Here is a 22918-nt window from a genome sequence, read left to right on the forward strand (position 1 = left end):
CATCACGTTTGTGCTTGATGGTTTTTTTATTTGATATAAAGATATAGGATACCTGTAAGTATGGCTATTCCAAAGCTAATTAGCGTTCCTATCAAAATATATTCTGTTAACTTTCTGTGTTTGCTTTCTTTTAAATCCCCAAACCTAAATACCGATTTTGCGGTTATTAAAAACCCAACAGCTTCCCAGTGATTTGTTATAATAAACACAAATACCAACATACGTTCCAACATGCCTATATATCTGCCAGCATCCTTTAAGGATTCATTTCCCGTTGTCAACTTTTCTATGTCCCATTTGCTAAATATGGTCATCATTATTATGGAAACAGGTTGTGTTAAAAAAAGCACACAAGTTATTAGCAACAAGCTGTTTTTGGTTACAAAATTTGCCAGATGAAAGTTGTTGTCCGTAAATAGAAAGTAAGCAACAAAAATTACTGTTATATGTAATAACTGATCTAAAAAAAACCATAAACGCTTTGTTTTTTTCTTTTGAAATGTGAGCTTTAATACATCTATCATAAAATGGGATATTGTAATACCTACAACAACAGGCCATAAGGACAGGTCCCAAAGAAGTAATACCAATAAGAGGAAATGAATGGCAATATGGGCATATAGTACAGGGGATTTTAGCTTCTTTTTTTCTTTTTTCTTGATTGATTTTTTTGTTTGAAAAACAAAATCGCCAATTAAATGAGCCAAGAAAAGTTTAATTAAAAGTATCATAATTCCTTAGATATTTTTTGTTGATACATGTTGTTAAGCTCTAATACCTCTTCCAAATTAGCACGTTTTTGCCTTCTGCTTATAGTATTTTGGTTAATGCCCAAACGTTTTCCCAATTCTTCTTGAATGGCATTGGGATGTTCTAAACTCAATTTTACAATTTCGGCTTGATGGACTGTCCATCGATCCATACTTATGGCAGCCAATTTAAAATATAAGTTTAATTCTTGATCTAAAGTTTTATTGGAAGTTTTTATTTTAAGGCTTTGTTTGCTTTTTTTTAGGGTTTCTAAAGTTGTTCCAGAATTTAGAAATGCTTCTCCTTGAGATTCTGTTACAAACTCACCACTATACGTTTTAGATCCAAGGCCTATGGCAAGCCTGACATCCAAACCCTTTATGGTTTTTATACAAGCTTTGATATATACGGCAGCTTCAAAACTTTTTTCAACCTGTTTTATTTCTATTTGAAAACTATCACCTCTATAAATTTCCCATAACGAATGGTCCTTTTCTATGGTCGCTAAAGCATTTTTTAATGTTTGCAACCATAATTTTGGGTTGTTTAAGGATCTTGATTTAATGATGTCTCCTGTTATTACACTGGTCATGGGTCTTGTTGCCATTCTTGCTTTTTTATATGTGATAATTTAAAATATTCTTTAATTATGTGATAATTTAAAATATCCTTTTATTACGTGATAATAAAGATAACTTGTTTTGTTTAAAAAGCAAATAAATTTCTTGAAAATTAATAATTTCAATTGAAAATCAGAGGGATATAACAATTAAAGTTCAATTTTCACCTTGTAAGGTTCCAAGATATGTAAGTAGTTTTCTGCTGCAAAGGTTTTATGGTTAAAGTTAAACACTTCGTGTCTGTTTTCTTTAGATTTTATAAGTTCAATGGCTTTTAAAAAACGTCTTATTTCTATGGAATTGCTTAAAATTAAACCAGGAACAGCCACAGATTCATTATCGTCGTTTTTGGCAACCATGGTAAAATAGGAGGAGTTGCAATGTTTCACGTTTCCTGTTCGTATGTTTTCTGCAATAACACGAATGCCCACAACCATAGAAGTATTGCCAACATAGTTCACAGATGCTTTCATGGTAACCAATTCACCAATTTCAATAGGATTGAGAAAATCGACAGTATTAACAGAAGCAGTTACACAATACGCTTCAGAGTGTTTGGATGCACAGGCAAAGGCAATTTGATCCATTAAATTAAGAATATAACCACCATGAATTTTGCCATTAAAATTGGAATGGGATGGTTGCATTAGCTCAGAGATTGAAATACGTGAATTTGCTGCTGGTTTGTATGTTTTTTTCATTTAATAGCGTCTGTTACTGCGTTCTTTGTCTTCTTCCACTTTAGTTATAAAGTATTTTGTGTCTCCAAGCCAGAAAATCTTGCTATAACGTTCAAAGTAATGAAGTTTTACGTATTTTCCTTGTAAATCCTTTAAGTCCTGAATGACCTCTTTTTCTTTATCTTCAACTGAAAACTCAAACAATTGTGCTTAGGAAACGCCTTGACTTATTTCGCCTTCCCATGTTTTTATGAGCACACCTTTACTGCTAAACTTAACCAGTTCGCCAGCACGAATCCCTTCGCTATAGCTAGCAAAATAAATAAAGGCAAAATAACCTGCCAAAGCTAGAATAAGTACGACACTAAATTTTATTAAAAATCTTTTCATGGGATTTGCAGTTTAATCGTCTGTGTTTTCGGCTCTTTTTAAGAGTTTTTCATTTTGTTGTTTACTGGCTTTGGCACCTAAGGTTTTTAGTGTTTCCACGCGCTTTATTAAGTTTCCTTTACCAGTAAGCTTTACCATGGCACTCTCGTAGGATTTTTGAACTGTGCCAATTTGGTTTCCAACTTTAATAAGTTCTTCGGTTAAATTAACAAAAGAATCGTAAAGTCTACCTGCTTGTGTGGCAATTTCTATAGCATTGGCTTTTTGTTTTTCGTTTTGCCACATGCTGTCAATGGTTCTTAAAACGGCCAACAATGTTGTAGGTGTTACAATTATGATGTTTTTTTCGAAGGCATCCGAATACAGTGCAGGATACTCCATAGATGCAATGGCAAAGGCCGATTCTATTGGTATGAACAACAACACAAAGTCTGGACTGTCCATCTCATAAATTTGATGGTAATTTTTTTCGCCCAATTCATTAACGCGTTTTCGTACAGAAAGCAAGTGGTTTTTTAAGTGCGTGGTTTTTTCGGCATCTTCCACTTCATTAATATAACGTTCATAAGCCACTAGGGACACTTTGGAGTCCACTATCAATTTCTTGTCTCCTGGTAAGGAAATGATAACATCTGGCATGACACGCTTTCCTGTTTCTGTGGTAAAGCTTTGTTGCACAAAATATTCGCTGTCTTTTTTTAATCCACTGCGTTCCAGCACACGTTCCAAAACCAATTCGCCCCAATTTCCTTGCATTTTGGTGTCTCCTTTTAAGGCTTTGGTTAAATTGCTGGTCTCTTTGCTCATCTGTTCGTTAAGCTCTTTTAGACCTAAAATCTGTCTACGTAAATCGGCACTTCTGGTAATGTCTTCTTTGTTGGTTTCTTCTACGCGTTTTTCAAAATGCTTGATTTTTTCTTCCAAAGGTTTTAAAATGGCATCTAGGTTGTCTTTGTTTTGTGAGGTAAACTTTTTGGATTTTTCGTCCAAAATCCTATTGGCAAGATTTTCAAATTCCTTGGAAAATTTTTCCTGTAGTTTTTCTACTTCGGCCTTTTGTTCTTTTATTTTTTCCTGAAGATTTTCAAATTCTGTATTGCGTTTGGTTAATTCAGAGCTTAATTGGTCTTTTTCATTTCGGATGTCGTTGCGTTCCCCTTCAATTTTACTTGAATGCTGTTTTAAGTCCTCGATGATTTGATTTAATTGCTTAAGGCGTTCTTCCAAAGTGCTTAATTCCCCTTTGCTTTTCAGTTTTGCAATGGTTAGGCCAATGTATGCGCCAATGCCTCCAGAAACCAGGATGGAAATAATGAGAATGATGTTGTCGTTCATGAATTGTAATTGAATTTTATCAAAGATAGTTAATTTGTCATTCAGAGCGAAGCGAAGAATCTTAAATGAGGCACATTAAAAAGTTCAATAATAAGTTATTTTTTCACCCTAAAACTTCCTGTATGTTTGTTGAAAACAATTAAGTCTTCTGGGAAAAGCGAGTTAAAAACCCCCTTGGAAATAAGGTTGCAAGGTGCATCTGTGATAACCGTTTCTTGTGTCATCACAATCATTTTATCACAAAGTTGGATGGCTAGATCTATTTCATGGGATGAAAAGAGAATGGTTTTGTTGGTCTCTTTTACCAATTTTTGAAGTAGTTTTAAAATATATGCTTTGTGGTACATGTCCAGATGTGTGGTTGGTTCATCCAATATTATTAAATCTGTGTCTTGAGCCAAAGCACGAGCAATCAAGACTTTTTGAAGTTGCCCATCGCTTAGTTCAAAACATTTTTTGTGTTTTAAGGTTTCAATATTGGTTAGACTTAAAGCTTGATGAATGCTTTCCATATCTTTGGTGTTAAGGTTTCCTACCCAATTGGTATATGGATGTCTGCCCAAAGCCACCAATTCAAAAACAGATAGGTTTTTTGAAGCAATAGGCTCTGTTAATACCAAGCTCATGGATTTTGCAAGTTCTTCGGAAGTATAATTTGAAAGTAATTTATTGTGAATGTAAATGTTTCCTTTTAAACTTTCCTGAACATTGGTAAGTGTACGTAATAAAGTGGATTTACCAATCCCGTTGGCACCAACCAAACCTATTAGCTCACCTTTTTGTAGCTCGATTTGAATATTTGAAGCTATTATAGTAGGAACTTTCTTGGACTTATAACCTATGGAAAGTTGTTCGGTTTTTAAAATGATATGTTGATTTGTATGAGCCACGAATTCACGATTTGTTTTTCTTTCCTATTTGTTCTATTTCCGATACTTTTTAAAAAATCATTTTACGTTTTCTAACCAACAACCAAATAACCACTGGAGCACCAATTAAAGAGGTTATGGCATTGATAGGCAAGGTGTAATCACTAGTTGGTAATTGTGCAATGCTATCGCATATAAGCATGATAATGGCTCCAAACAAAAATACAGCAGGCAACAAAATTTTATGGTTTGAAGTATTGAATACTTGTCTGGTAATATGAGGAATGGCCAAACCAATAAAAGCAATTGGTCCAGCAAAAGCCGTTATGGTTCCTGCCAACAAACTGGTAGCCAAAATAATTACGAAACGACTTTTTTTAATGTTCAAGCCCAAACTTTTAGCATAATTTTCACCTAACAATAAAGTGTTCAATCCTTTTATGGATAATATACTTAAAAGCATTCCAAAACAATAAACAATTAAAAAAATAAAAAGCTCGTTCCAGGACAGATTGCCCAAACTGCCAAAGCCCCAAAAAATGTATTGCTGTAATTGTTCAGCAGAACTAAAATAGGAGAGGACACTTACAATAGCAGCTGTTATGCTGCCAAACATGAGTCCTATAATTAAAATGGCCATAGTGTCCCTTACTCTGGAGGAAACCACCAAAACAGCAAGCAGCACTAAAAAACTTCCCAAACTAGCAGCAATAACAACACTCCATTTGGAGATTAACAACGAGGCAAACATACCACCAAATATTCCTGATCCTAAAATAACCAAAGCAACTCCCAGGCTGGCTCCAGAACTAATGCCCAAAACAAAGGGTCCAGCTAATGGGTTTCTGAATAAGGTTTGCATCAATAATCCAGAAATGCCCAATCCAGAACCAACCAGAATGGCTGTAATGGCTTTGGGCAACCTATAATCTTGTATGATATAAGACCAAGATTCATGGTCCAAAGTTCCTATAAAGCTTTTAAAAACAGCTTGTATGGGAATGGAAACGGACCCTAAACCAATGTTCATAAAAAAGCAAATAATCAATATAAAGATTAATGCTATAAAGGATAAGGTGTATGTATTGGTTTTTGGCAATTAATGTAATGGTTTATAAAAATAAGGTTTATAATCTGCTAGCAAATCTGGATGACAAATTTTAATAATATCTTTTAAAACCAAATCTGGTCTGGCAATCCCTAATTCGTAATATAACACACCTCCAGTGCTACCAGTTGTGTTTGCAAAGGTATAAATGCTTTTGTTTTTATATGCATCGAATTTTGTATAATGTTGGTTGGAACTTTCCAAAGCTTCGTAGGAGGTGTAATAGGATGGGTTGATCCATATATCTGCATTTTTGGCTTTATCAAAAACCACCTCAAAATTTAAAGACAAACTTCCATTTCCTTTAGTGTCAGCCCAAAGATAATTAACGTTGGCATCCTTTAATATCTCTGCTTCAGTACTAGTGCCATTGGGCAAATACCAGATGTCCTTGTGCATGGCACCACTTAACACACTTGGTTTGCTTTTGGCATCCAAAGCTATGGATTTAGCTTCTAAATAATTTTTTTCAATGGTATTGAAAATAGAATCGGCTTTCTGTCTTTTGTTAAAAAGAACACCAAAAAACTTAATCCATTCTGCTTTTGCCAATGGGGAATGTTCTATCCAATCGCCATTGTAAATAACCGGAATCCCAGATTTTTTTATGGTTTCTAAAGTTTTATTGTTTCCATCTATGCCAAAACCTATAACCACTTCTGGTTGTATTTCAAGTAACACTTCAGTATTGATGCCTTCGTTTTTCCCCAACTCCCTAACTTTTCCCTTATCAACCCTGGAGCGCGTTTTTTCAGAAGAAATATAATCTGTTCCAGGAAAACCAACCAAACTCTTTTCAACGCCCAATAATTCCAGGGCTGGAATGTGTGTAGTGGAAGTAACCACTATTTTTTTTACAGGAATAGTAATAATACCATCAAAGTCATCATTGTTTAAAGTGATTTTGGGCAACATGTTTTTATGGACCAAGGCATACCGATACGTTTTTTCGGCATTTGGCCAGGGACTGTTAATGGTTAAGGTGCTGAAATTTTCATGATGCGTTATTTCAAATCCTTCAGCATAGGACAATGGTACTTTGGATACATCTGTTATGGTAACAGATTGAGAATCTTTGTTTTTGCAGTTGAAAAGCAGCAAACAAACACCTAAAAATAAATATCGCGAAATCATAAATTGTGTAACTTTTGTAACTGTCCATTATGGTATGGGTTTATATTTTTATAAAAAATAAAAACCATGAGAGACGGTTCAAATTTAACAATATATATAGTAGCAGGAATCATAATATTTCATTTTTTAGTTGGGTTTATTTATCTTATCTACAAACTCAATAAGAAAAAGTAATCTTTTTATAGAAATACATTTTTATTCCATTACTTTTGCAGAGAATTTTGGTTTGATGTTGCCACAAAGAATTTTTTTCGAGGATTGTTTAAAAGGTCCCCAAACAAGTTCGGGATGGTTTCGCCAATTAAAAGGGAATCAAGTGAAAAGCTTGTTGATTACAGATTGCCGATTGAAGGACAACGGGTTCCAAAATCAGTAATCAAAAACAAATCATCAATCTTCATTCTTGAACTGTTCCCGCAACTGTAAGCTATTAAGCTTCATGTAAACTTCAATGTCACTGTCCGATGTTTCGGAATGGGAAGACCTAACATGAAGACGCAAGTCAGGAGACCTGCCAAATTCAACAAAAAATAAGTCAAACTTTCGGGACAAAAGTTGGGTATGAAATTCATGCTATTCTCGAGCAATTATTAATTGAAATGAACAAAAAAACATTTGTTTTTGGCGTACTTTGTGGTATGTCATTATTTACTGTTGCACAACAACAAGCCGTGTCAACAGAAGTAGAAACTTTAGAAGAAGTTGTAATAACAGATTCTAAATTTTATTTAAACCGTGAAAATTCCGGAAAGGTTATTACCAAAATAACTTCAGAGGAGCTTGAAAAGCAGCAAGGAAAATCGGTTGCTGAAATTATTAATGCAACAGCAGGAATTGAAATCAATGGTGCCAATAGCCAAGCTGGACAAAATTTAAATTACTATGTAAGAGGAGGAAAAAACCGACAGGTATTAATTCTTATAGATGGCATAGCTGTATCAGATCCTTCACAAATAGCTAACGATTACGATTTACGTTTATTAAATGCCAATCAAGTAGAATCCATTGAGATTTTAAAAGGTGCTTCCAGTACACTTTATGGATCTGGAGCTGGAACAGCAGTGATTAACATAAAACTGAAAGAAGCATCCAAAAAAGCGATATCTGCAAATTTTAAAAGTACTATTGGTACCAATCAGTCCCAAGAAGACACCAATTACAACTTAAATAACTTTCAAAATAATGTTTCTGTAAATGGTACTTTAAATAAGTTAAGCTACTTGGCGAGTTTTGGAAATCAGTATACAGATGGTTTGTCGTCTTTAGCAAATGGCACCGAAACAGATGTGTACAACGCCATTAATGGTAACTTGAAATTGGGTTATAGATTTTCTGAAGCGTTTAAAATGACAGTGTACGGAAGTTGGGATAAGTTTAAAGCCGATTTTGACGATGGGTTTGCTGGTATGGATTCCAACGACCTATCAACAACCAAACAACAGAGATACGGATTTTCGCCAGAATACACCTATAAAAAAGGGAGTCTCTCCTTGAATGCAGCCTATAATAAAGTAGAACGTGACATAGAATCCAGTTATCCTGCTTTATACAATGCTGAAAGTTTTACAGCCGATTTGTTTAACAGATATACTTTTAGCAAAACACTTTATACAGTTTTGGGTGTGCAGGTAAAACAAGACCATATGGAGAGTTTTACCATTCCTTTTGGTGGAACCGATTTTGAGCAAGGTATTGATCCGGAGATTGCCAAATATACAAATGTAGATCCTTATGCAAATGTGGTTTATGTCTCAGCATTTGGTTTACAAGTAAATGCTGGAGCACGTTTAAACAATCATAGTGAATATGGCAACCATGTGGTTTACAGTTTAAACCCTTCTTATAAAAAGGATTTTAATTTTGGCTATTTAAAAGGGTTGGCTAGTTATGGTACTGCCTATATTACACCTTCATTATATCAACTTTTTGATCCCATATATGGCAACAAGGACCTGCAGCCAGAAGAAAATGCCACGTTTGAGGTTGGAGCAGAAATTCATTTCAACGATAAAGCAACTGTAAGTGTGGTTTATTTTAACAGAAAGGAAGAAAATTTTATAGATTTTGTTGATTTGGGAAGTTGGGTTTATCAATATCAAAATGTTAATGAAAACTTTACGGCAAGTGGTATTGAATTTGTTGCCGATTATAATATTACAAAAGCATTAAAACTTTCGGCAAATGCCACTTATACAAAGGTGGACGAAGATTTAAGTTTAAGAATTCCAGAATTGAAAGTAAATGGTTTGTTGGGCTATCAGCTTTGTGAATCAACCTTTATGAGTGTTTCTTACCAGTTTACAGATAGTAGAACAGATTCATTTTATAATAACATAAGCTATATGAATGAAGAGGTTAATTTAAAAAGTTATAACCTGTTGGATTTTTATGTGAGCCATAACATTTTAAATAATAAAATGACTCTTTTTGCTAATGTTACAAACATTTTAAACGAAGATTATCAAGAATTGTATGGCTATTCTACAAAAGGCAGAAATGTGAATATTGGATTTAGTCTTACTTTGTAAGTATAATTGAATTTGTCAATCAGAAACCTACCTGTCTCCCGACAGGTAGGTACAACTGAAGCATCATTCATTTAGTTAAAATGAGATTCATCACTTTTTTTTGAATGACATTGCTATTTTCCATCAATATACATCCTGTTTTTTGTCAAAGTGAAATCCTTGCTATCTCCAACCAGTTCCAGGTTGCTAAACGGTTGCAAGGACATCTTACCAGTATCAACAATATGTTGTAAAGCAATGGCCAACAGAGTTTCATCAGGATCTCCTAAAGTCCCTAAATTCCCATACGTCTCCTTAGCAGGGAAATTTGGATAAAGACCATCAATATAGTCTGTGTTTCCAACAGCATTCAGTGTTTTTAAAACCAAGGGTTGCATGGCATAGGTATGTGTTGGGTTAATATTTTGACCACTAAAATCGGGAGAATCGTAAAGGGTTATGGAGGCTTGGTACTTTCCAGTGGTAGCTGTTCCAATTTGTATAACCTCAATATATGGATTTAAACAATTAATCACCAATTCACTGGCAGAAGCAGTGCTTTTGGATGTAAGTACATACACCTTTCCAAGATTTAAGCTGTTTAATGGTGTGCCATCATCATTATTTGTAAACGTGTAAATTAAAGCATTTGGATCCAGTTGCGATTGTATGTCGCTATTCCATTGTTGTGTTGCAAAAGTCTGTCCTGTAAATTGTCCGGTAATCATACTGGATAATAAAATAGCAGTATTAACAGATCCACCGGAATTGTATCTTAAATCCAGTACCAAATTCTGAATGTTTTGGGATTGAAAATAATTAAAGGTATCGTTTAATTGCGAATCAAAATCCCTTGTAAACCCATTATACATTAAATAGCCCACATTTTGATCTGCAACTTGCAGAACTTGTTTGATGAAAATAGGGTTTTCTGTATATGGTGATTTTGTTAGGTTCACACTCGTGTTGGTTGGTACTACAAAATCATCTTCGATCTCTGGTGTGCCATTATCATTATAGGTAGCAAGATTAATAGTGTAATTATTTGGGCTTAATAACTGTCTGTAATTTTCTAGGTTTAACGAGACACCATTTACTGCATTAAAAATCATACCTCGTTGTATGCCTTTGTTTTCAGCATCTGTATTTGGTAACACATAACGTACATAAGCAAAAATATCATTGCTGGTACTGGAAAACCTCACCAGGCCAAACTCCATGCCGTTATTGTAGGTGGTTCCGTTTAGTTGTTGTTGTAATTCTATGTAGTTATCGGTTATCCAACTAAACCTATCTATGGTTTGTCTTTGGTACATAAGACTTTCAAAACAGTCTTCGGGAGCAGTAAAACTATTTAAAAAGGTTTCGTATTCAGAAGCTGTAAATCGATCATCTGCTAAATCTGGTACGTTATCTTTATACAAGTAATACCTGTTTAAACCTTTCCAAACAAAGTCGTTTAGGTCTTTCGTGGAAATAGGATTATCGTCCAAATCTTCAAAGCAACCTACAGTTATTAAGGAAATAAAAAATAATATGAAGAGTAATTTTAGGTTTTTCATAATTATAGCAAGGCTTTTCTAACTTTTAACAGGAATAAAAATACTTACTTTATCTTAGACTAAAAATTTTTTGTAACAAAACAATACATGTATCGTCGTAATAGTAAACAGGCATAAACCAACTGTTACAAACCAAACAAAACTATGACACAGGCAGAATTTTTACATATTGTCATGCCTTTTAAAGACAAAGTATTTCGTTTAGCAAAACGCTTGCTGGTTTCTAAAGAAGAAGCTGAGGACGCTACACAGGAAATTTTGTTGAAACTGTGGAATAATAAAACAAAAATTGAGGAATATAAAAATGTGGAAGCATTTTCTATGACGATGACAAAAAATTTTTGTTTGGATAAATTAAAATCAAAACATGCACAAAATTTAAAAATTGTACATAGTAATTATCAAGACAACAACACGTCTTTACAAAAACAAATAGAATTAAACGACAGTGTTGATTGGGTGGGAAAAATAATAGAAAATTTACCTGAACAACAGAAAATGGTCATTCAATTAAGGGATATAGAACAATATGAATTGGATGAGATTGCAAAAATGTTGGATATGAACAACACTGCAGTTAGAGTGGCTTTGTCCAGAGCGAGAAAAGCAATAAGAGAACAATTAACCAATACGCATAGTTATGGCACCAAATAAAATAGAAAAGTTACTAGAAAAGTACGAAAATGGGGAAACAAGCCTAGCCGAAGAGCAACAGTTAAAAAGCTATTTTTCACGAGAAACCGTTGCGCCTCACTTAGAAATGTACAAACCTATGTTTGCCTACTTTTCAGTAAATCAAAAAGAAACGTTTACCAAAACCGTTCCATTAAAAACCAAAAGAATCTTTAATTACAAGTGGATTTCGGTTGCAGCTGTGGCAGTTCTTTTATTAGGTTTCTATTTTAGCATGCCACTGTTTCAAGAAGATGACGATCTAGGAACTTATGACGATCCTATGATGGCTTATAACGAAGTGGTTAAATCTTTGGAGTTAATTTCCACCAGTCTTAATAAAGGCACCCAAAAAATAAGTTATCTCAATCAAGTGGAAACAGGCATGTCTAAAGTTAATTATCTAGGCGAAATGGAAACCAAAAGCAAAATTATATTTAAATAAACCTCCTTTACGCCAAGCTTAAAGGACTAAACAATGAACAAAAAATGAAATCGATTAATAATTTAAAAACAAGTAAAATGAAAAATAAAGCAATCCTTTTTTTAATGGCTATCATGTTATTGCCATTAACATCCATGGCACAGGATATTTTTGCCAAATACAGCGAAAATCCAGATGTAACGTATGTGTCCATTAAACCAAAAATGTTTCAAATGTTAGCTAAGATGGACATCAATTCTGATGATCCTGAAGCTCAAGAATACATTAAAATGGTTAATAGTATAACCAGTTTTAAAGTGATCACTACAGATAACAAAGCCATTTCCAGTGATGTATCCAAATGGGTTCAATCCAGAAAAAGTTCTTTAGAGGAATTAATGGTTGTAAAAGACGATGGCGTAAACATGACTTTCTATGTAAAAGAAGGTAGAGACGCAGATCATGTGAGCGAATTCCTTATGTTTGTTGATGGTTTAAGTGCTGTTACCAAAGACGCAAATATTAATATGAATGGCGAAAAACGAGAGTTTGAAACCGTTGTGGTGTCTTTAACGGGAGATATAGATTTAAACCAAATATCGAAACTTACCCAAAAAATGAACATTAAAGGTGGTGAACATTTAGAAAAACAAGAAAAAAAATAATTCCATGAATCCATCAATCAAATTAACATTTTTTAGCTTACTGGCATGTATCATGCTGGTAAGTTGTAATAATGGGGAATCTTTACAAACGTATTTTGTAGATAATCAAGAAACACCAGACTTTATTTCTGCCGATATTCCTACAACCATTGTGGAATTGGATCAAACCACCTTAACAGAGGACCAAAAGGAAGCATATAATTCGGTTAAAAGATTAAATTTTTTAGGATTTAAACTTACCGAAAACAACCAAGATGCCTATGCCCAGGAACTTTCAAAAGTAAAATCTATTTTAAATGACAAAAAGTACATTGAACTTATGGAGTTTAACGATAGAGCTGCAAAAGTAGTGGTTAAATATATAGGTGATGATGATGCAGCCGATGAATTTATTGTGTTTACCAGCTCCAAGGATATGGGCTTTGGGATTGTAAGAATTTTAGGAAACGATATGAGACCTGAAAAAATGGCAACCTTAGTTAATGCCATACAAAACGCAGATATAGACAGCTCGCAATTAGAAGATATTGCAGGATTTTTTAAATAACAACCTTTATAACACCCTTTCAACAGGCTTGAAAGTAATAAAAAAGGCTTCTAAATAATTAGAAGCCTTTTTTGTAAATTATAAAATATCCTCTTCGTTTAGGGCTGAAACGGTTTCCTCTGCAACCTCCTGACTTTTTTGTTCTTTTTCAAATAATTTTTTGTTGGTGAACAGATTAAAAACCACCAATAAGAACAAAACCAATAACACAGCAACAATCACATAATTATCCAGAATACCAATTATCCCAGAGATAGAAAACCCTAAAACCACCACAGTACAGAGAATTAGCGATTGTTTGTCTGTAAGTATCATGTTATATTCCTGTATAGTTACTTGGTGTAATGGCTTTTAATTCTTTTTTAATGGCATCTGAAACCTCTAAGGTATCAATAAAGTTTGAAATGGAGGTTTGAGTGATTTTTTCGTTGGTTCTGGTCAAACCTTTTAAAGCTTCATAAGGATTTGGGTACGCCTCACGACGTAAAATGGTTTGAATGGCTTCAGCCACAACAGCCCAATTGTTTTCTAAATCCTCTGCAAACTTACTTTCATTTAGCAATAATTTGTTGAGTCCTTTTAAAGTGGATTTAAACCCAATAAGTGTATGCCCAAAAGGCACACCTACATTACGTAACACAGTACTATCGGTTAAATCTCGCTGTAATCTGGAAATAGGAAGTTTGGCTGATAAATGCTCAAAAACGGCATTGGCAATACCCAAATTACCTTCGCTATTTTCAAAATCTATTGGATTTACCTTATGTGGCATGGCACTACTGCCAACTTCACCAGCTTTAATTTTTTGTTTAAAATAATCCATGGACACATAGGTCCAGATGTCTCTATTTAAATCAATTAAAATGGTATTGATGCGTTTTATGCAATCAAACAATGCAGCCATGTGGTCGTAATGTTCAATTTGTGTGGTTGGAAAAGAGTGTTGTAAACCTAGTTTTCCTTGCACGAAATTTTCCCCAAAAGCTCTCCAGTCTATATGTGGATAAGCCACTTTATGAGCATTGAAATTTCCAGTGGCTCCACCAAATTTTGATGCACTTGGAATATCGTTCAACAAATTAAATTGCTCTTCCATTCTTACAACAAAAACGTTAATTTCCTTTCCTAAACGCGTAGGGGAAGCCGGTTGTCCATGGGTTCTGGCTAACATTGGTATCTGTTCCCATTCCTTGGAAAGCTCTTTAAGTTTGTTTAGAAGTATGTTGAATTCTGGAACATACACCTGATTCATGGCCTCCTTGATACTTAAAGGAACTGCTGTGTTGTTTATATCTTGTGAGGTCAACCCAAAATGAATAAATTCCTTGTATTCTGAAATGCCCAAACCATCAAACTTTTCTTTTATAAAATATTCAACAGCTTTCACATCGTGATTGGTCACTTTTTCAATTTCCTTAATGGCAGAAGCATCTATGGTTGTGAAATTTTTATAAATAGCCCTTAAATCTTCAAACAAACCAGTGTTGAAGGTTTTTAGTTGTGGTAAAGGCTGTTCGCATAAAGCAATAAAGTATTCAATTTCTACTTGAACACGATATTTTATTAAAGCTTCTTCAGAAAAAAATGGTGCCAATTCGTTTACTTTATTTCTGTAACGGCCATCAATAGGAGAAATAGCATTTAAGGATGTTAAAGACATGTGTTGTGTTGGTTTTGTGCATTTTCACTACCGTTTGAATGCAAATTTGAAAGCTGCAAAGATAAGGAAATCATTAACGATAGACGCTTAAAGCATAACGATTTTTTTCTATTTTTATAACATATTCCTATAGGATTTTTAAATTTTTTGAACCTATTTTTTTATTTTCTTTAAAATATGTTTTGCTCTTGCTTTAAAACCGGAACTTTGCATTTGGAAATCCCGTTCTAAAATGAGCGCCAACTCTGGATGGATCCATTCAACATCTTTTCCAAACAAGTAAAGCGTGTTCATGGAATAGGCTTTGGGAGCAATTTTTTCATCGTTTATCATGTAATCAAAACACGTTTCAATAATCCGTTCTTTATGTTTGGCTTTTAAGGTTTGTTTTAAGGTATTTTGCTCTTTGGAGTAGTAAGCTTTTGCAACATGCTCACAAATTTTGGCTATGGGTCTTACAGCAGGATCTAAATGAACTTTGTGTATGTTTTCAGTAAACACATCCAGATAAGGTAAGAGCATTTCCAAATTTTCACCACATACAAATTCCAGGACCCAAGCAGCACGACAGGATATGTTATCATTTACCATAAATAGTATTTCCAATAATTCTGGCAACAAATCTGGGTTTTCAATAATATAATTGGCATAATGCAAACGCTTTTCCCGCGAATGGTTTACATAATTTAATTCGTTATAAAGTTGGTCTTTAGTCACTGGAAATTCATATTTTTAAGTTTTAAAAATAATTAAAATGAATCAACATGTAAAAATCATGTATTTATTATGTGTTTTGAATGCTAATTTTCAACATTCAAGGTTTTAAGAAACCATTATGTAACATAAAAAAAACAGAGATATGAAAATCATTAAAAAAATACTCATTCTATTGCTTGTGGTATTTGTGGTTGCACAATTTTTTGGGCCAGAGAAAAACGTAGGTGAATTGGCTTCCATTGAACCTTTTTTGTCAGAGACCAATCCACCAGAAAATATTAAGGCCATTTTAAAGGAAAGTTGTTATGATTGCCATAGCAATGTTACCAGATATCCTTGGTACAATAACATTACACCTGTTAATTATTGGTTGGCAGAGCATGTAAAAGATGGAAAAAAGCACTTTAACATGTCTAATTGGGAAGGCTTATCTACAAAGAAAAAGGACCATAAGTTTGAAGAATTAATAGAAATGGTTGAAGAAAAAGAAATGCCTTTGCCTTCTTATACTTGGACACATACCGAAGCCAAACTTACTGATGCCCAAATACAGGATATGGTTTCTTGGGCAAAACAAGTGCGATTTAAATATAGCTTGGAACCAAAACCGGAATAAAAAAATGTTAGTTGTGGTTTATAGATTTAGTGACTGCCACATTAACAAAATACATTCGAGTATTTGTGACAAAAAAACTTTTAATCATTGGTTATGTATGGCCAGAACCCAACAGTTCTGCTGCAGGAAGTAGAATGCTACAACTTATAGAGCTCTTCCTATCGTATAATTATACCATTACTTTTGCGAGTCCTTGTGCCAAAAGCGACAAGGCTTTTAATCTGGAAACAATAGGCGTGAAGCAAGTTGCTATAGAGCTCAACAATGTTAGCTTTGATGTTTTTGTAAAAACACTTGATCCACAAATAGTCTTGTTTGATAGATTTATGATGGAAGAACAATTTGGTTGGAGAGTGGCAGAGCAATGTCCTAATGCCATTAAAATACTAGACACTGAAGACTTACATGGTCTTAGAAAAGGAAGACAAGTGGCTTTAAAGGCAGGAGAATCGTTCAATTTGAATCATTTATACAACGACACTTCAAAACGTGAAATTGCAAGTATTTACAGGTGCGATTTAAGTTTGATTATTTCTGAAGCAGAGATGGACCTTTTGAAAACAGATTTTAAAGTTCCAGAATCTTTGTTGCTATACGTGCCATTTTTACTTAACCTCCTTTCGACATCTAAAATTGAAAAGCTTCCTAATTTTCAAGAAAGACAGCATTTTATAACGATTGGGAACTTTCTTCATGAGCCTAATTTCAATGCTGTTTTATATTTAAAGGAAACCATTTGGCCTTTGATACGTAAACAGTTGCCTAAGGCAGAATTACATGTTTTTGGAGCTTATTCGTCTCAAAAAGTGACCAATTTGCATAATGAAACCCAAGGTTTTTTAATTAAAGGGTTTGCTGAAGATGTATCCAAAGTAATGGAAAAAGCAAAGGTGTGTTTGGCTCCCATTCGTTTTGGAGCAGGCTTAAAAGGAAAGCTGGTTGATGCCATGATGTCTGGAACACCATGTGTTGTCACATCAGTAGGAGCTGAAGGAATGTTTGGTTCTTTAAAACCCAATGGTTTTGTGGTGGATAACCCTAAAGATTTCTCCTATAAAAGTGTGAAATTATATCTGGATGAAAAGTTATGGTTTGAAAAACAACAAAACGGTTTTGAAGTTTTAAATAAACGTTTTCAAAAAGCGTCCTTTCAAAACAATATATTGGAAAGAATAGAAGGGATTAGCATGCAACTGGAAACGCATCGATTAGAAAATTTTACAGGACAAATGCTGCAACATCAATACCTGCAAAGCACAAAATATTTAAGCAAATGGATTGAAGAGAAAAACAAATAGTAAGATGTTACTCTTTCCATTTAATGTTACAGCCAATACTTGGTTTTTGAGTATTGTTGTTGTTCTTGTTTTCTATTATGCAATTCAAGGCATGGCGCACATCTGCTCCTGTAACGGGAATATTGTTTTCAGGTCTGGAATCGTCCAGTTGCCCTCTGTAAGTCAATTTTAAATCTTGGTCAAACACATAAAAATCGGGTGTGCAGGCAGCTTGATATGCTTTTGCCACTTGTTGGGATTTGTCATATAAATATGGAAAAATAAAACCTTGCTCCAAGGCATTTTGTTTCATTTTGTCTGGTGCATCTTCTGGATAATTTTCAACATCGTTGCTGGAAATAGCAATAAAATTCACCCCTTTGCTTTTGTAATCTTTCGCCATTTGGCTTATTTCTTTATTCACGTGTTTTACAAAAGGGCAATGATTGCAAATAAACATGATAACCGTTGCCTTTAAACCTTTTAGTTTTTCTAAAGAATAATTTTTTTCCGAAACGGTATCCAATAAATTAAAAGTAGGTGCTTTTGTTCCTAAAGGAAGCATGTTTGAAGGTGTTCTAGCCATATGTTGTAAATTTTATCTAAAAATATAAATTACAATTTTATAATCAATAATCCAAATGGAAAGGAATTACTTGGATATACTTATATTGCAACTTTATTTGTTTAAAATCAATATAATTTTCACTTAAAAAACTAACCAATCAAATTTTAAAAATGAGTGATACCATTCAGTTTGAAGACTTTGCAAAAATAGATTTACGGGTTGGAACCATTATAGAGGTAGCCAATTTCCCTGAAGCTAGGAAACCAGCTTATCAGTTAACCATAGATTTTGGTGAATTGGGAATAAAAAAAACCTCTGCACAAATAACAACACTTTATAAAAAAGAAGAGTTGCTGCAAAAACAAATCGTAGCCGTTGTAAATTTTCCAAAAAAACAAATTGCCACTTTTATGAGCGATTGTTTGGTTTTAGGAGCAGTAAATGGACAAGATGTTGTTTTGTTGAACCCTGAAAATAAGGTGAAAAACGGCACACCAGTCTCATAAATTCATGTTGGAACTTGATAAGGTAAAAATTAATTTCGATAATCAAAGCCTTTGGGTATTAAACATAGCCTTGGCAGTGATTATGTTTGGTGTAGCTTTGGGGATAAAACCAGGGGATTTTAAACGCTTGTTCAAACAGCCCAAACTGGTGTTGATTGGGGTGTTGCTACAATTTGTTTTATTGCCATTGATTACTTTTTTACTGGTTTTAATTATACAGCCGCAACCAAGCATAGCTTTGGGTATGATGATGGTTGCAGCTTGCCCTGGAGGTAATATTTCCAATTTTATGACGCATCTTGCCAATGGAAATACAGCACTATCGGTTAGTTTAACTGCGTTTGCCACTTTTATTGCTGTGTTTATGACGCCATTTAACTTTCAGTTTTATGGTTATTTGTATGAGCCAACCTCTTTACTGTTAAAAGAAGTTCAGTTAAATCCTTTGGAATTATTGGAGCTTGTGGTTGTTGTATTAGGAATCCCTTTGGTCTTGGGTATGTTGTTTCGGGCAAAAAACGAAAACTTGGCAATATTAATTTCCAAACGTTTAAAACCATTATCTATTTTAGTGTTTGTGGTGATAGTTGTTATAGCTTTTAACAATAATATTGATGTATTCAATACCTATGCACATCATGTAATTGGTATTGGAGTCCTGCATAATTTTTTGGCCATTTTACTTGGTTTTATGGTTGCAAGAGCCTTTAAGCTGTCATATCAAAATCAAAAAACATTGGCTATAGAAACTGGAATTCAAAATTCTGGATTGGGATTGCTGCTCATTTTTACTTTTTTCAATGGTTTGGGAGGAATGGCCATTATGGCTGCATTTTGGGGCATATGGCATATAGTTTCAGGCTTGGTTATCTCTTATTATTGGTCTTATAAAGAAAAGAAAATATTGGAAGTATCTTGAAAAAACTTTGGTTACATATGGTTAGGGTTTACCTTAGCATGGGACTTTTTTTTTATTACAAAAAAATAAGTGTTGTTAAGGAAGAAGGTATTCCTAAAAACAAACCTATTTTGTTATTGTCCAACCACCAGAATGCTTTAATTGATGCTTTATTGATAGCTACCACTTCTGGAAGGTTTTCTTATTTTTTAACGCGAGCTAGTGTGTTTAAGAAAAAGTTGGTTTCAAAATTGCTATACAGTGTAAACATGTTACCAGTATATAGGGTTAGGGATGGTTGGAGTACCATAAGTAAAAACAATTACATATTTAAAACTTGTACCCAGAAGCTTAAAAACAACGAAGCAGTTGCGCTTTTCCCTGAGGGGAATCATCATATAAACAGATCGGTTAGGCCCTTAAGCAAAGGGTTTACCCGAATTATTTTTGAAACCTTGACCACATACCCGGAATTGGATTTGCAGTTGGTTCCTATTGGTTTAAATTACAAAGAAGGGACTACTTTTGGAGATAGCGTGGCCTTGTATTATGGCAAACCCATTCCAGCAAGAACCATGGTTTCTACATTTTCCAATCAAGAAATAGTAGCTTTAAGACACATTGTACAAGAAAAATTAAAGGGCTTAACCACACATATAGATGCAGAGGTTTACAAGCAAACCATTGAGAAATTAAACTTGTTGCAGGTTGATTTTTTAAATCCGATAGCAGTTAACAAATGTATTGAATCACATTTCAAAGATTGTCAAAGTACAGCAAAAACCAATAACAACGTAATCAAGCAAATTTTTAGGGGTTTACTCGTTTTAAGTCTTTTTGTGCCTGTATTCATTTGGAGATATTATGTAAAGCCTAAAATAGTCGAGGTAGAGTTCATTGCTACATTTAGGTTTGCCATTGCCATAACCTTGGTGCCTATTTGGATGTTGCTTTGTGCTGTATTTATGGCATTTTATTTTGGGTTTGTCTATGCCTTGGTCTATTTTATAACTGTCTTGATTATAGCTTTGCTAAGTGTCAAATTGTAATTTTTATGTATAAAAAAAGCCACTACGGAGTAATGGCTTTTTAGGTATAAGTTTTGTTTTTTAAATGTCGTCAAAATCCACATCCGTAAATTTTTCAGTAGAAGAGCCATCCACAGACGTTTCCACTGTGTCTGTATCATATTCTTTTTTAAAGTCTTTTTGATGACGCTCACTGATGACTTCATCTCCTTTTTCGTTAATGATATAATCTGTCATTTCATTTAAAATACTGTTGAACTCTGTAAAATCTTCTTTGTATAGATAGATTTTATGTTTTTTATAATGAAACGAACCATCATCGTTTGTAAACTTTTTACTTTCAGTAACAGTTAGGTAATAATCTCCAGCTTTAGTAGATCTAACATCAAAGAAATAAGTTCTTCTTCCAGCTCTTAATACTTTAGAAAAAATCTCTTCTTTCTCCATCATATCATTATTATTCATAATCGTATTGTTGTTTATAATAGTTTTCCAAAAATCTAAAAAAAAGAGTTACCAACCAACATTTTGTGTTATTTCTTTTCATTCAATTTACAACAAATGTTTAGAATTAAAACAACTTTTATTGTAACTAACTGTCCTTTAATAGTTATTGATTGGTTTCGCTTAATTGCTTTAAGTATAGATTTTTGTAGTAACCATCAGTGTTTATTAAGCTTTCATGATTTCCAGATTGTACAATGTTACCATCGTCCAGGACAATAATTTGATCGGCATTTTTAACCGAAGAGACTCTGTGGCTCACAATAATGGTTGTTTTACCTTGAGCCAAATCTTGCAGGTGCTTTAATATCTGTTCTTCGGTTTCTGTGTCTACAGCAGATAAAGAATCGTCAAACAATAAAATCTTTGGGTCTTTAATTATAGCTCTTGCAATTGAAATACGCTGTTTTTGACCTCCTGACAAGGTGATGCCCCTTTCTCCCAAAACGGTATCGTAGCCTTTGGAAAAGCCCATGATGTTATTGTGTACTTGTGCATATTTTGCAGCTTGAATAACTTCTTGGTCTGTAGCATCTTCTTTCCCAAATTTAATGTTGTTTTTTATGGTGTCAGAAAACAAAAAAGCATCTTGAGGTACATAACCAATGCTGTCCCTTAAACTGGTTAAATGAAGTTTGTCTATAGGTTTTTGATCTATGAGTAACTCGCCTTTATCAATATCATAAAGCCTTCCTATTAAATCTAAAATGGTGGATTTTCCCGATCCTGTTTTACCAATAATGGCCAAGGTTTTACCGTGTTCTAGTTTAAAAGAAATGCCTTTCAGGGCTTCAATATTCGTATCGTTGTAGGTATAATGTACATTTTTAAACTCAATGTCACCAATAATGTTTGAAGGTTCTTGGGCTGTATTGGTAATTTCCGGTGTGATTTTTAAAAATTCATTGATTCGCTTTTGGGAAGCTTCTGCTTGCTGGACAATAGAGGTTACCCAACCAACGGTTGCTACTGGCCAAGTAAGCATGTTTACATATATGATGAATTTTGTAATAACACCCAAGCTGATGTCACCATGAATATATTGAAGTCCACCCACATAAATTACAATCAGGTTGCTAATACCTATGAGTAAAATCATCATAGGGAAGAAGAAGGCGTTTACCTTTACAAGGTTTAATTGTTTTTGTTTGCTGGTTTCTGATAAATCATGGAAGTTTTTTGAGGTTATGGTTTCCAAACCATAGGCTTTAATGATGGAAATGCCACTAAAAGACTCCTGGGTTGAAGAGGATAAATGCGACAAATATTGTTGGACTATGGTACTTCTTTTATGTATTTCCTTACTTAACTTATAAATAATAAAAGACAATATAGGTAAAGGAATAATGGTGTAAAGCGTTAATAAAGGCGCTTGTTTGTACATAAAACCTATGGATATGGCAAATAAGGTAATGGTGTTGATACTGTACATAATGGCAGGACCTACATACATGCGTACACGCCCAACATCTTCACTTATTCTGTTCATTAAATCTCCAGTACGATTGTTTTTATAGAATTTTAAAGGCAGCACTTGGTAATGCTTATAGATTTCATTTTTTAAATCGTATTCTATGTATCGCGACACATTTATTATGGTTTGCCTCATAAAAAAGGTTAAAATACCAGTAATCAAGGCAGCTCCAATAATGTATACTATGTTTATTAATAGCTCTTTTTTAACAGTAGCAATATCTGAAACTTCACCTTGAAGGTATTCGTTAACCACATCAATGGAACTCCCAATAAGTTCTGGAGTGAACAAGAGAAAAATTTTAGAGACAATGGTTATTAGGATCCCAATAATTATTTGCCATTTATACTTAAAAAAATACTTGTTAAGATGTTGTAGCTCTTTCATTTAACTTATGGAAACAGATA

24 protein-coding genes, 1 pseudogene and 1 riboswitch are annotated in these 22918 nt (G+C 33.8%); of the genes and pseudogenes, 10 read left to right on the plus strand and 15 right to left on the minus strand.

Going from position 1 to position 22918, the window contains the following annotated elements:
• Positions 1–26: 26 nt before the first annotated feature.
• The 8 genes and pseudogenes from D778_RS09055 to D778_RS09090 form a co-directional block, all read right to left on the minus strand.
• Positions 27–731 carry a DUF3307 domain-containing protein gene (locus D778_RS09055; RefSeq protein WP_040492011.1) on the minus strand — a complete coding sequence of 235 codons (705 nt, stop codon included), beginning with the start codon at positions 729–731 and terminating at the stop codon, positions 27–29.
• Positions 728–1357: a SatD family protein gene (locus D778_RS09060; protein ID WP_007649885.1), complete on the minus strand. Its 630-nt coding sequence runs from the start codon at positions 1355–1357 to the stop codon at positions 728–730. The genes D778_RS09055 and D778_RS09060 overlap by 4 nt, the downstream gene beginning before the upstream one ends.
• Before the next feature lie 162 nt (positions 1358–1519).
• Positions 1520–2071, minus strand: a complete 552-nt coding sequence (locus D778_RS09065) for an acyl-CoA thioesterase (protein ID WP_007649887.1) — start codon at positions 2069–2071, stop codon at positions 1520–1522.
• Positions 2072–2440 (minus strand): annotated as a pseudogene (locus D778_RS09070) (6-phosphogluconate dehydrogenase).
• A 12-nt stretch (positions 2441–2452) separates the two neighbouring features.
• Positions 2453–3775 carry a DNA recombination protein RmuC gene (locus D778_RS09075; RefSeq protein WP_007649895.1) on the minus strand — a complete coding sequence of 441 codons (1323 nt, stop codon included), beginning with the start codon at positions 3773–3775 and terminating at the stop codon, positions 2453–2455.
• A gap of 95 nt (positions 3776–3870) precedes the next feature.
• Positions 3871–4665 carry an ABC transporter ATP-binding protein gene (locus tag D778_RS09080; protein ID WP_007649896.1) on the minus strand — a complete coding sequence of 265 codons (795 nt, stop codon included), beginning with the start codon at positions 4663–4665 and terminating at the stop codon, positions 3871–3873.
• Between the two features lie 49 nt (positions 4666–4714).
• Positions 4715–5743, minus strand: a complete 1029-nt coding sequence (locus tag D778_RS09085) for a FecCD family ABC transporter permease (RefSeq protein ID WP_007649898.1) — start codon at positions 5741–5743, stop codon at positions 4715–4717.
• Positions 5744–6886 carry an ABC transporter substrate-binding protein gene (locus D778_RS09090; RefSeq protein ID WP_007649910.1) on the minus strand — a complete coding sequence of 381 codons (1143 nt, stop codon included), beginning with the start codon at positions 6884–6886 and terminating at the stop codon, positions 5744–5746.
• A gap of 272 nt (positions 6887–7158) precedes the next feature.
• Positions 7159–7419, plus strand: a riboswitch (cobalamin riboswitch).
• 66 nt (positions 7420–7485) lie between these two features.
• Between D778_RS09090 and D778_RS09095 the strand changes: the two genes are divergently transcribed.
• Positions 7486–9414 carry a TonB-dependent receptor plug domain-containing protein gene (locus tag D778_RS09095; RefSeq protein WP_007649911.1) on the plus strand — a complete coding sequence of 643 codons (1929 nt, stop codon included), beginning with the start codon at positions 7486–7488 and terminating at the stop codon, positions 9412–9414.
• Positions 9415–9527: 113 nt separating this feature from the next.
• Here D778_RS09095 and D778_RS09100 read toward each other — a convergent pair whose 3' ends face one another.
• The gene (locus D778_RS09100; RefSeq protein WP_007649912.1) at positions 9528–10955 is read right to left on the minus strand and encodes a S41 family peptidase; all 1428 of its coding nucleotides are present in this window, start codon (positions 10953–10955) and stop codon (positions 9528–9530) included.
• Positions 10956–11099: 144 nt separating this feature from the next.
• Between D778_RS09100 and D778_RS09105 the strand changes: the two genes are divergently transcribed.
• From D778_RS09105 to D778_RS09120, 4 genes are all read left to right on the plus strand, one after another.
• The gene (locus D778_RS09105) at positions 11100–11609 is read left to right on the plus strand and encodes an RNA polymerase sigma factor (protein ID WP_007649913.1); all 510 of its coding nucleotides are present in this window, start codon (positions 11100–11102) and stop codon (positions 11607–11609) included.
• Positions 11596–12072 carry a hypothetical protein gene (locus tag D778_RS09110; protein WP_007649914.1) on the plus strand — a complete coding sequence of 159 codons (477 nt, stop codon included), beginning with the start codon at positions 11596–11598 and terminating at the stop codon, positions 12070–12072. Before D778_RS09105 ends, D778_RS09110 begins: the two co-directional genes overlap by 14 nt.
• A 77-nt stretch (positions 12073–12149) precedes the next feature.
• A complete protein-coding gene (locus tag D778_RS09115; RefSeq protein ID WP_007649915.1) occupies positions 12150–12716 on the plus strand; it encodes a DUF4252 domain-containing protein in 567 nt (188 codons plus the stop codon).
• Positions 12717–12720: 4 nt separating this feature from the next.
• Positions 12721–13263, plus strand: a complete 543-nt coding sequence (locus D778_RS09120) for a DUF4252 domain-containing protein (RefSeq protein ID WP_040492013.1) — start codon at positions 12721–12723, stop codon at positions 13261–13263.
• 78 nt (positions 13264–13341) lie between these two features.
• On the opposite strand, the gene D778_RS09125 is transcribed toward D778_RS09120, so the two are convergent.
• From D778_RS09125 to D778_RS09135, 3 genes are all read right to left on the minus strand, one after another.
• A complete protein-coding gene (locus tag D778_RS09125; RefSeq protein ID WP_007649918.1) occupies positions 13342–13578 on the minus strand; it encodes a hypothetical protein in 237 nt (78 codons plus the stop codon).
• A gap of 1 nt (position 13579) precedes the next feature.
• Positions 13580–14923: an adenylosuccinate lyase gene (purB, locus tag D778_RS09130; RefSeq protein WP_007649921.1), complete on the minus strand. Its 1344-nt coding sequence runs from the start codon at positions 14921–14923 to the stop codon at positions 13580–13582.
• Positions 14924–15076: 153 nt separating this feature from the next.
• Positions 15077–15640, minus strand: a complete 564-nt coding sequence (locus D778_RS09135) for a hypothetical protein (protein WP_007649922.1) — start codon at positions 15638–15640, stop codon at positions 15077–15079.
• Positions 15641–15782: 142 nt separating this feature from the next.
• On the opposite strand from D778_RS09135, the gene D778_RS09140 reads away from it, so the two are divergent.
• Together D778_RS09140 and D778_RS09145 are read left to right on the plus strand one after the other, a co-directional pair.
• Positions 15783–16256 carry a heme-binding domain-containing protein gene (locus tag D778_RS09140; RefSeq protein WP_007649924.1) on the plus strand — a complete coding sequence of 158 codons (474 nt, stop codon included), beginning with the start codon at positions 15783–15785 and terminating at the stop codon, positions 16254–16256.
• A gap of 65 nt (positions 16257–16321) precedes the next feature.
• Positions 16322–17554, plus strand: coding sequence for a glycosyltransferase family 4 protein (locus tag D778_RS09145; RefSeq protein ID WP_040492043.1), 1233 nt, complete (start codon positions 16322–16324; stop codon positions 17552–17554).
• A 7-nt stretch (positions 17555–17561) separates the two neighbouring features.
• Here D778_RS09145 and D778_RS09150 read toward each other — a convergent pair whose 3' ends face one another.
• Positions 17562–18119: a thioredoxin family protein gene (locus tag D778_RS09150; protein ID WP_007649927.1), complete on the minus strand. Its 558-nt coding sequence runs from the start codon at positions 18117–18119 to the stop codon at positions 17562–17564.
• Between the two features lie 152 nt (positions 18120–18271).
• Here D778_RS09150 and D778_RS09155 point away from each other — a divergent pair, with 152 nt between their 5' ends.
• Genes D778_RS09155 through D778_RS09165 form a run of 3 tightly spaced genes read left to right on the plus strand, consistent with a single transcriptional unit; the run spans position 18272 to position 20554 of the window.
• On the plus strand, positions 18272–18607 hold the full coding sequence (locus D778_RS09155) for a tRNA-binding protein (protein WP_007649929.1): 336 nt from the start codon (positions 18272–18274) through the stop codon (positions 18605–18607).
• A gap of 4 nt (positions 18608–18611) precedes the next feature.
• The gene (locus tag D778_RS09160; RefSeq protein WP_007649931.1) at positions 18612–19526 is read left to right on the plus strand and encodes a bile acid:sodium symporter family protein; all 915 of its coding nucleotides are present in this window, start codon (positions 18612–18614) and stop codon (positions 19524–19526) included.
• Positions 19527–19564: 38 nt separating this feature from the next.
• Positions 19565–20554 carry a lysophospholipid acyltransferase family protein gene (locus D778_RS09165; RefSeq protein WP_007649933.1) on the plus strand — a complete coding sequence of 330 codons (990 nt, stop codon included), beginning with the start codon at positions 19565–19567 and terminating at the stop codon, positions 20552–20554.
• Between the two features lie 60 nt (positions 20555–20614).
• Here D778_RS09165 and D778_RS09170 read toward each other — a convergent pair whose 3' ends face one another.
• Together D778_RS09170 and D778_RS09175 are read right to left on the minus strand one after the other, a co-directional pair.
• Positions 20615–20998 (minus strand): PUR family DNA/RNA-binding protein, encoded by a 384-nt coding sequence (locus D778_RS09170; RefSeq protein ID WP_007649934.1) that lies wholly within the window; start codon positions 20996–20998, stop codon positions 20615–20617.
• Between the two features lie 145 nt (positions 20999–21143).
• Positions 21144–22898 (minus strand): ABC transporter ATP-binding protein, encoded by a 1755-nt coding sequence (locus D778_RS09175; protein ID WP_007649935.1) that lies wholly within the window; start codon positions 22896–22898, stop codon positions 21144–21146.
• Between the last annotated feature and the right edge of the window lie 20 nt (positions 22899–22918).

This window comes from Xanthomarina gelatinilytica, assembly GCF_000348685.1.
Lineage (GTDB): Bacteria > Bacteroidota > Bacteroidia > Flavobacteriales > Flavobacteriaceae > Xanthomarina > Xanthomarina gelatinilytica.

What these genes read in the sequence shown, in the direction of transcription:
- D778_RS09055 (WP_040492011.1), bottom strand. Translation starts at nt 731, where the DNA reads ATGATACTTTTAATTAAACTTTTCTTGGCTCATTTAATTGGCGATTTT.
- D778_RS09060 (WP_007649885.1), bottom strand. Translation starts at nt 1,357, where the DNA reads ATGGCAACAAGACCCATGACCAGTGTAATAACAGGAGACATCATTAAA.
- D778_RS09065 (WP_007649887.1), bottom strand. Translation starts at nt 2,071, where the DNA reads ATGAAAAAAACATACAAACCAGCAGCAAATTCACGTATTTCAATCTCT.
- D778_RS09075 (WP_007649895.1), bottom strand. Translation starts at nt 3,775, where the DNA reads ATGAACGACAACATCATTCTCATTATTTCCATCCTGGTTTCTGGAGGC.
- D778_RS09090 (WP_007649910.1), bottom strand. Translation starts at nt 6,886, where the DNA reads ATGATTTCGCGATATTTATTTTTAGGTGTTTGTTTGCTGCTTTTCAAC.
- D778_RS09095 (WP_007649911.1), top strand. Translation starts at nt 7,486, where the DNA reads ATGAACAAAAAAACATTTGTTTTTGGCGTACTTTGTGGTATGTCATTA.
- D778_RS09100 (WP_007649912.1), bottom strand. Translation starts at nt 10,955, where the DNA reads ATGAAAAACCTAAAATTACTCTTCATATTATTTTTTATTTCCTTAATA.
- D778_RS09105 (WP_007649913.1), top strand. Translation starts at nt 11,100, where the DNA reads ATGACACAGGCAGAATTTTTACATATTGTCATGCCTTTTAAAGACAAA.
- D778_RS09110 (WP_007649914.1), top strand. Translation starts at nt 11,596, where the DNA reads ATGGCACCAAATAAAATAGAAAAGTTACTAGAAAAGTACGAAAATGGG.
- D778_RS09115 (WP_007649915.1), top strand. Translation starts at nt 12,150, where the DNA reads ATGAAAAATAAAGCAATCCTTTTTTTAATGGCTATCATGTTATTGCCA.
- D778_RS09120 (WP_040492013.1), top strand. Translation starts at nt 12,721, where the DNA reads ATGAATCCATCAATCAAATTAACATTTTTTAGCTTACTGGCATGTATC.
- D778_RS09125 (WP_007649918.1), bottom strand. Translation starts at nt 13,578, where the DNA reads ATGATACTTACAGACAAACAATCGCTAATTCTCTGTACTGTGGTGGTT.
- purB (WP_007649921.1), bottom strand. Translation starts at nt 14,923, where the DNA reads ATGTCTTTAACATCCTTAAATGCTATTTCTCCTATTGATGGCCGTTAC.
- D778_RS09140 (WP_007649924.1), top strand. Translation starts at nt 15,783, where the DNA reads ATGAAAATCATTAAAAAAATACTCATTCTATTGCTTGTGGTATTTGTG.
- D778_RS09150 (WP_007649927.1), bottom strand. Translation starts at nt 18,119, where the DNA reads ATGGCTAGAACACCTTCAAACATGCTTCCTTTAGGAACAAAAGCACCT.
- D778_RS09155 (WP_007649929.1), top strand. Translation starts at nt 18,272, where the DNA reads ATGAGTGATACCATTCAGTTTGAAGACTTTGCAAAAATAGATTTACGG.
- D778_RS09160 (WP_007649931.1), top strand. Translation starts at nt 18,612, where the DNA reads ATGTTGGAACTTGATAAGGTAAAAATTAATTTCGATAATCAAAGCCTT.
- D778_RS09165 (WP_007649933.1), top strand. Translation starts at nt 19,565, where the DNA reads ATGGGACTTTTTTTTTATTACAAAAAAATAAGTGTTGTTAAGGAAGAA.
- D778_RS09170 (WP_007649934.1), bottom strand. Translation starts at nt 20,998, where the DNA reads ATGAATAATAATGATATGATGGAGAAAGAAGAGATTTTTTCTAAAGTA.
- D778_RS09175 (WP_007649935.1), bottom strand. Translation starts at nt 22,898, where the DNA reads ATGAAAGAGCTACAACATCTTAACAAGTATTTTTTTAAGTATAAATGG.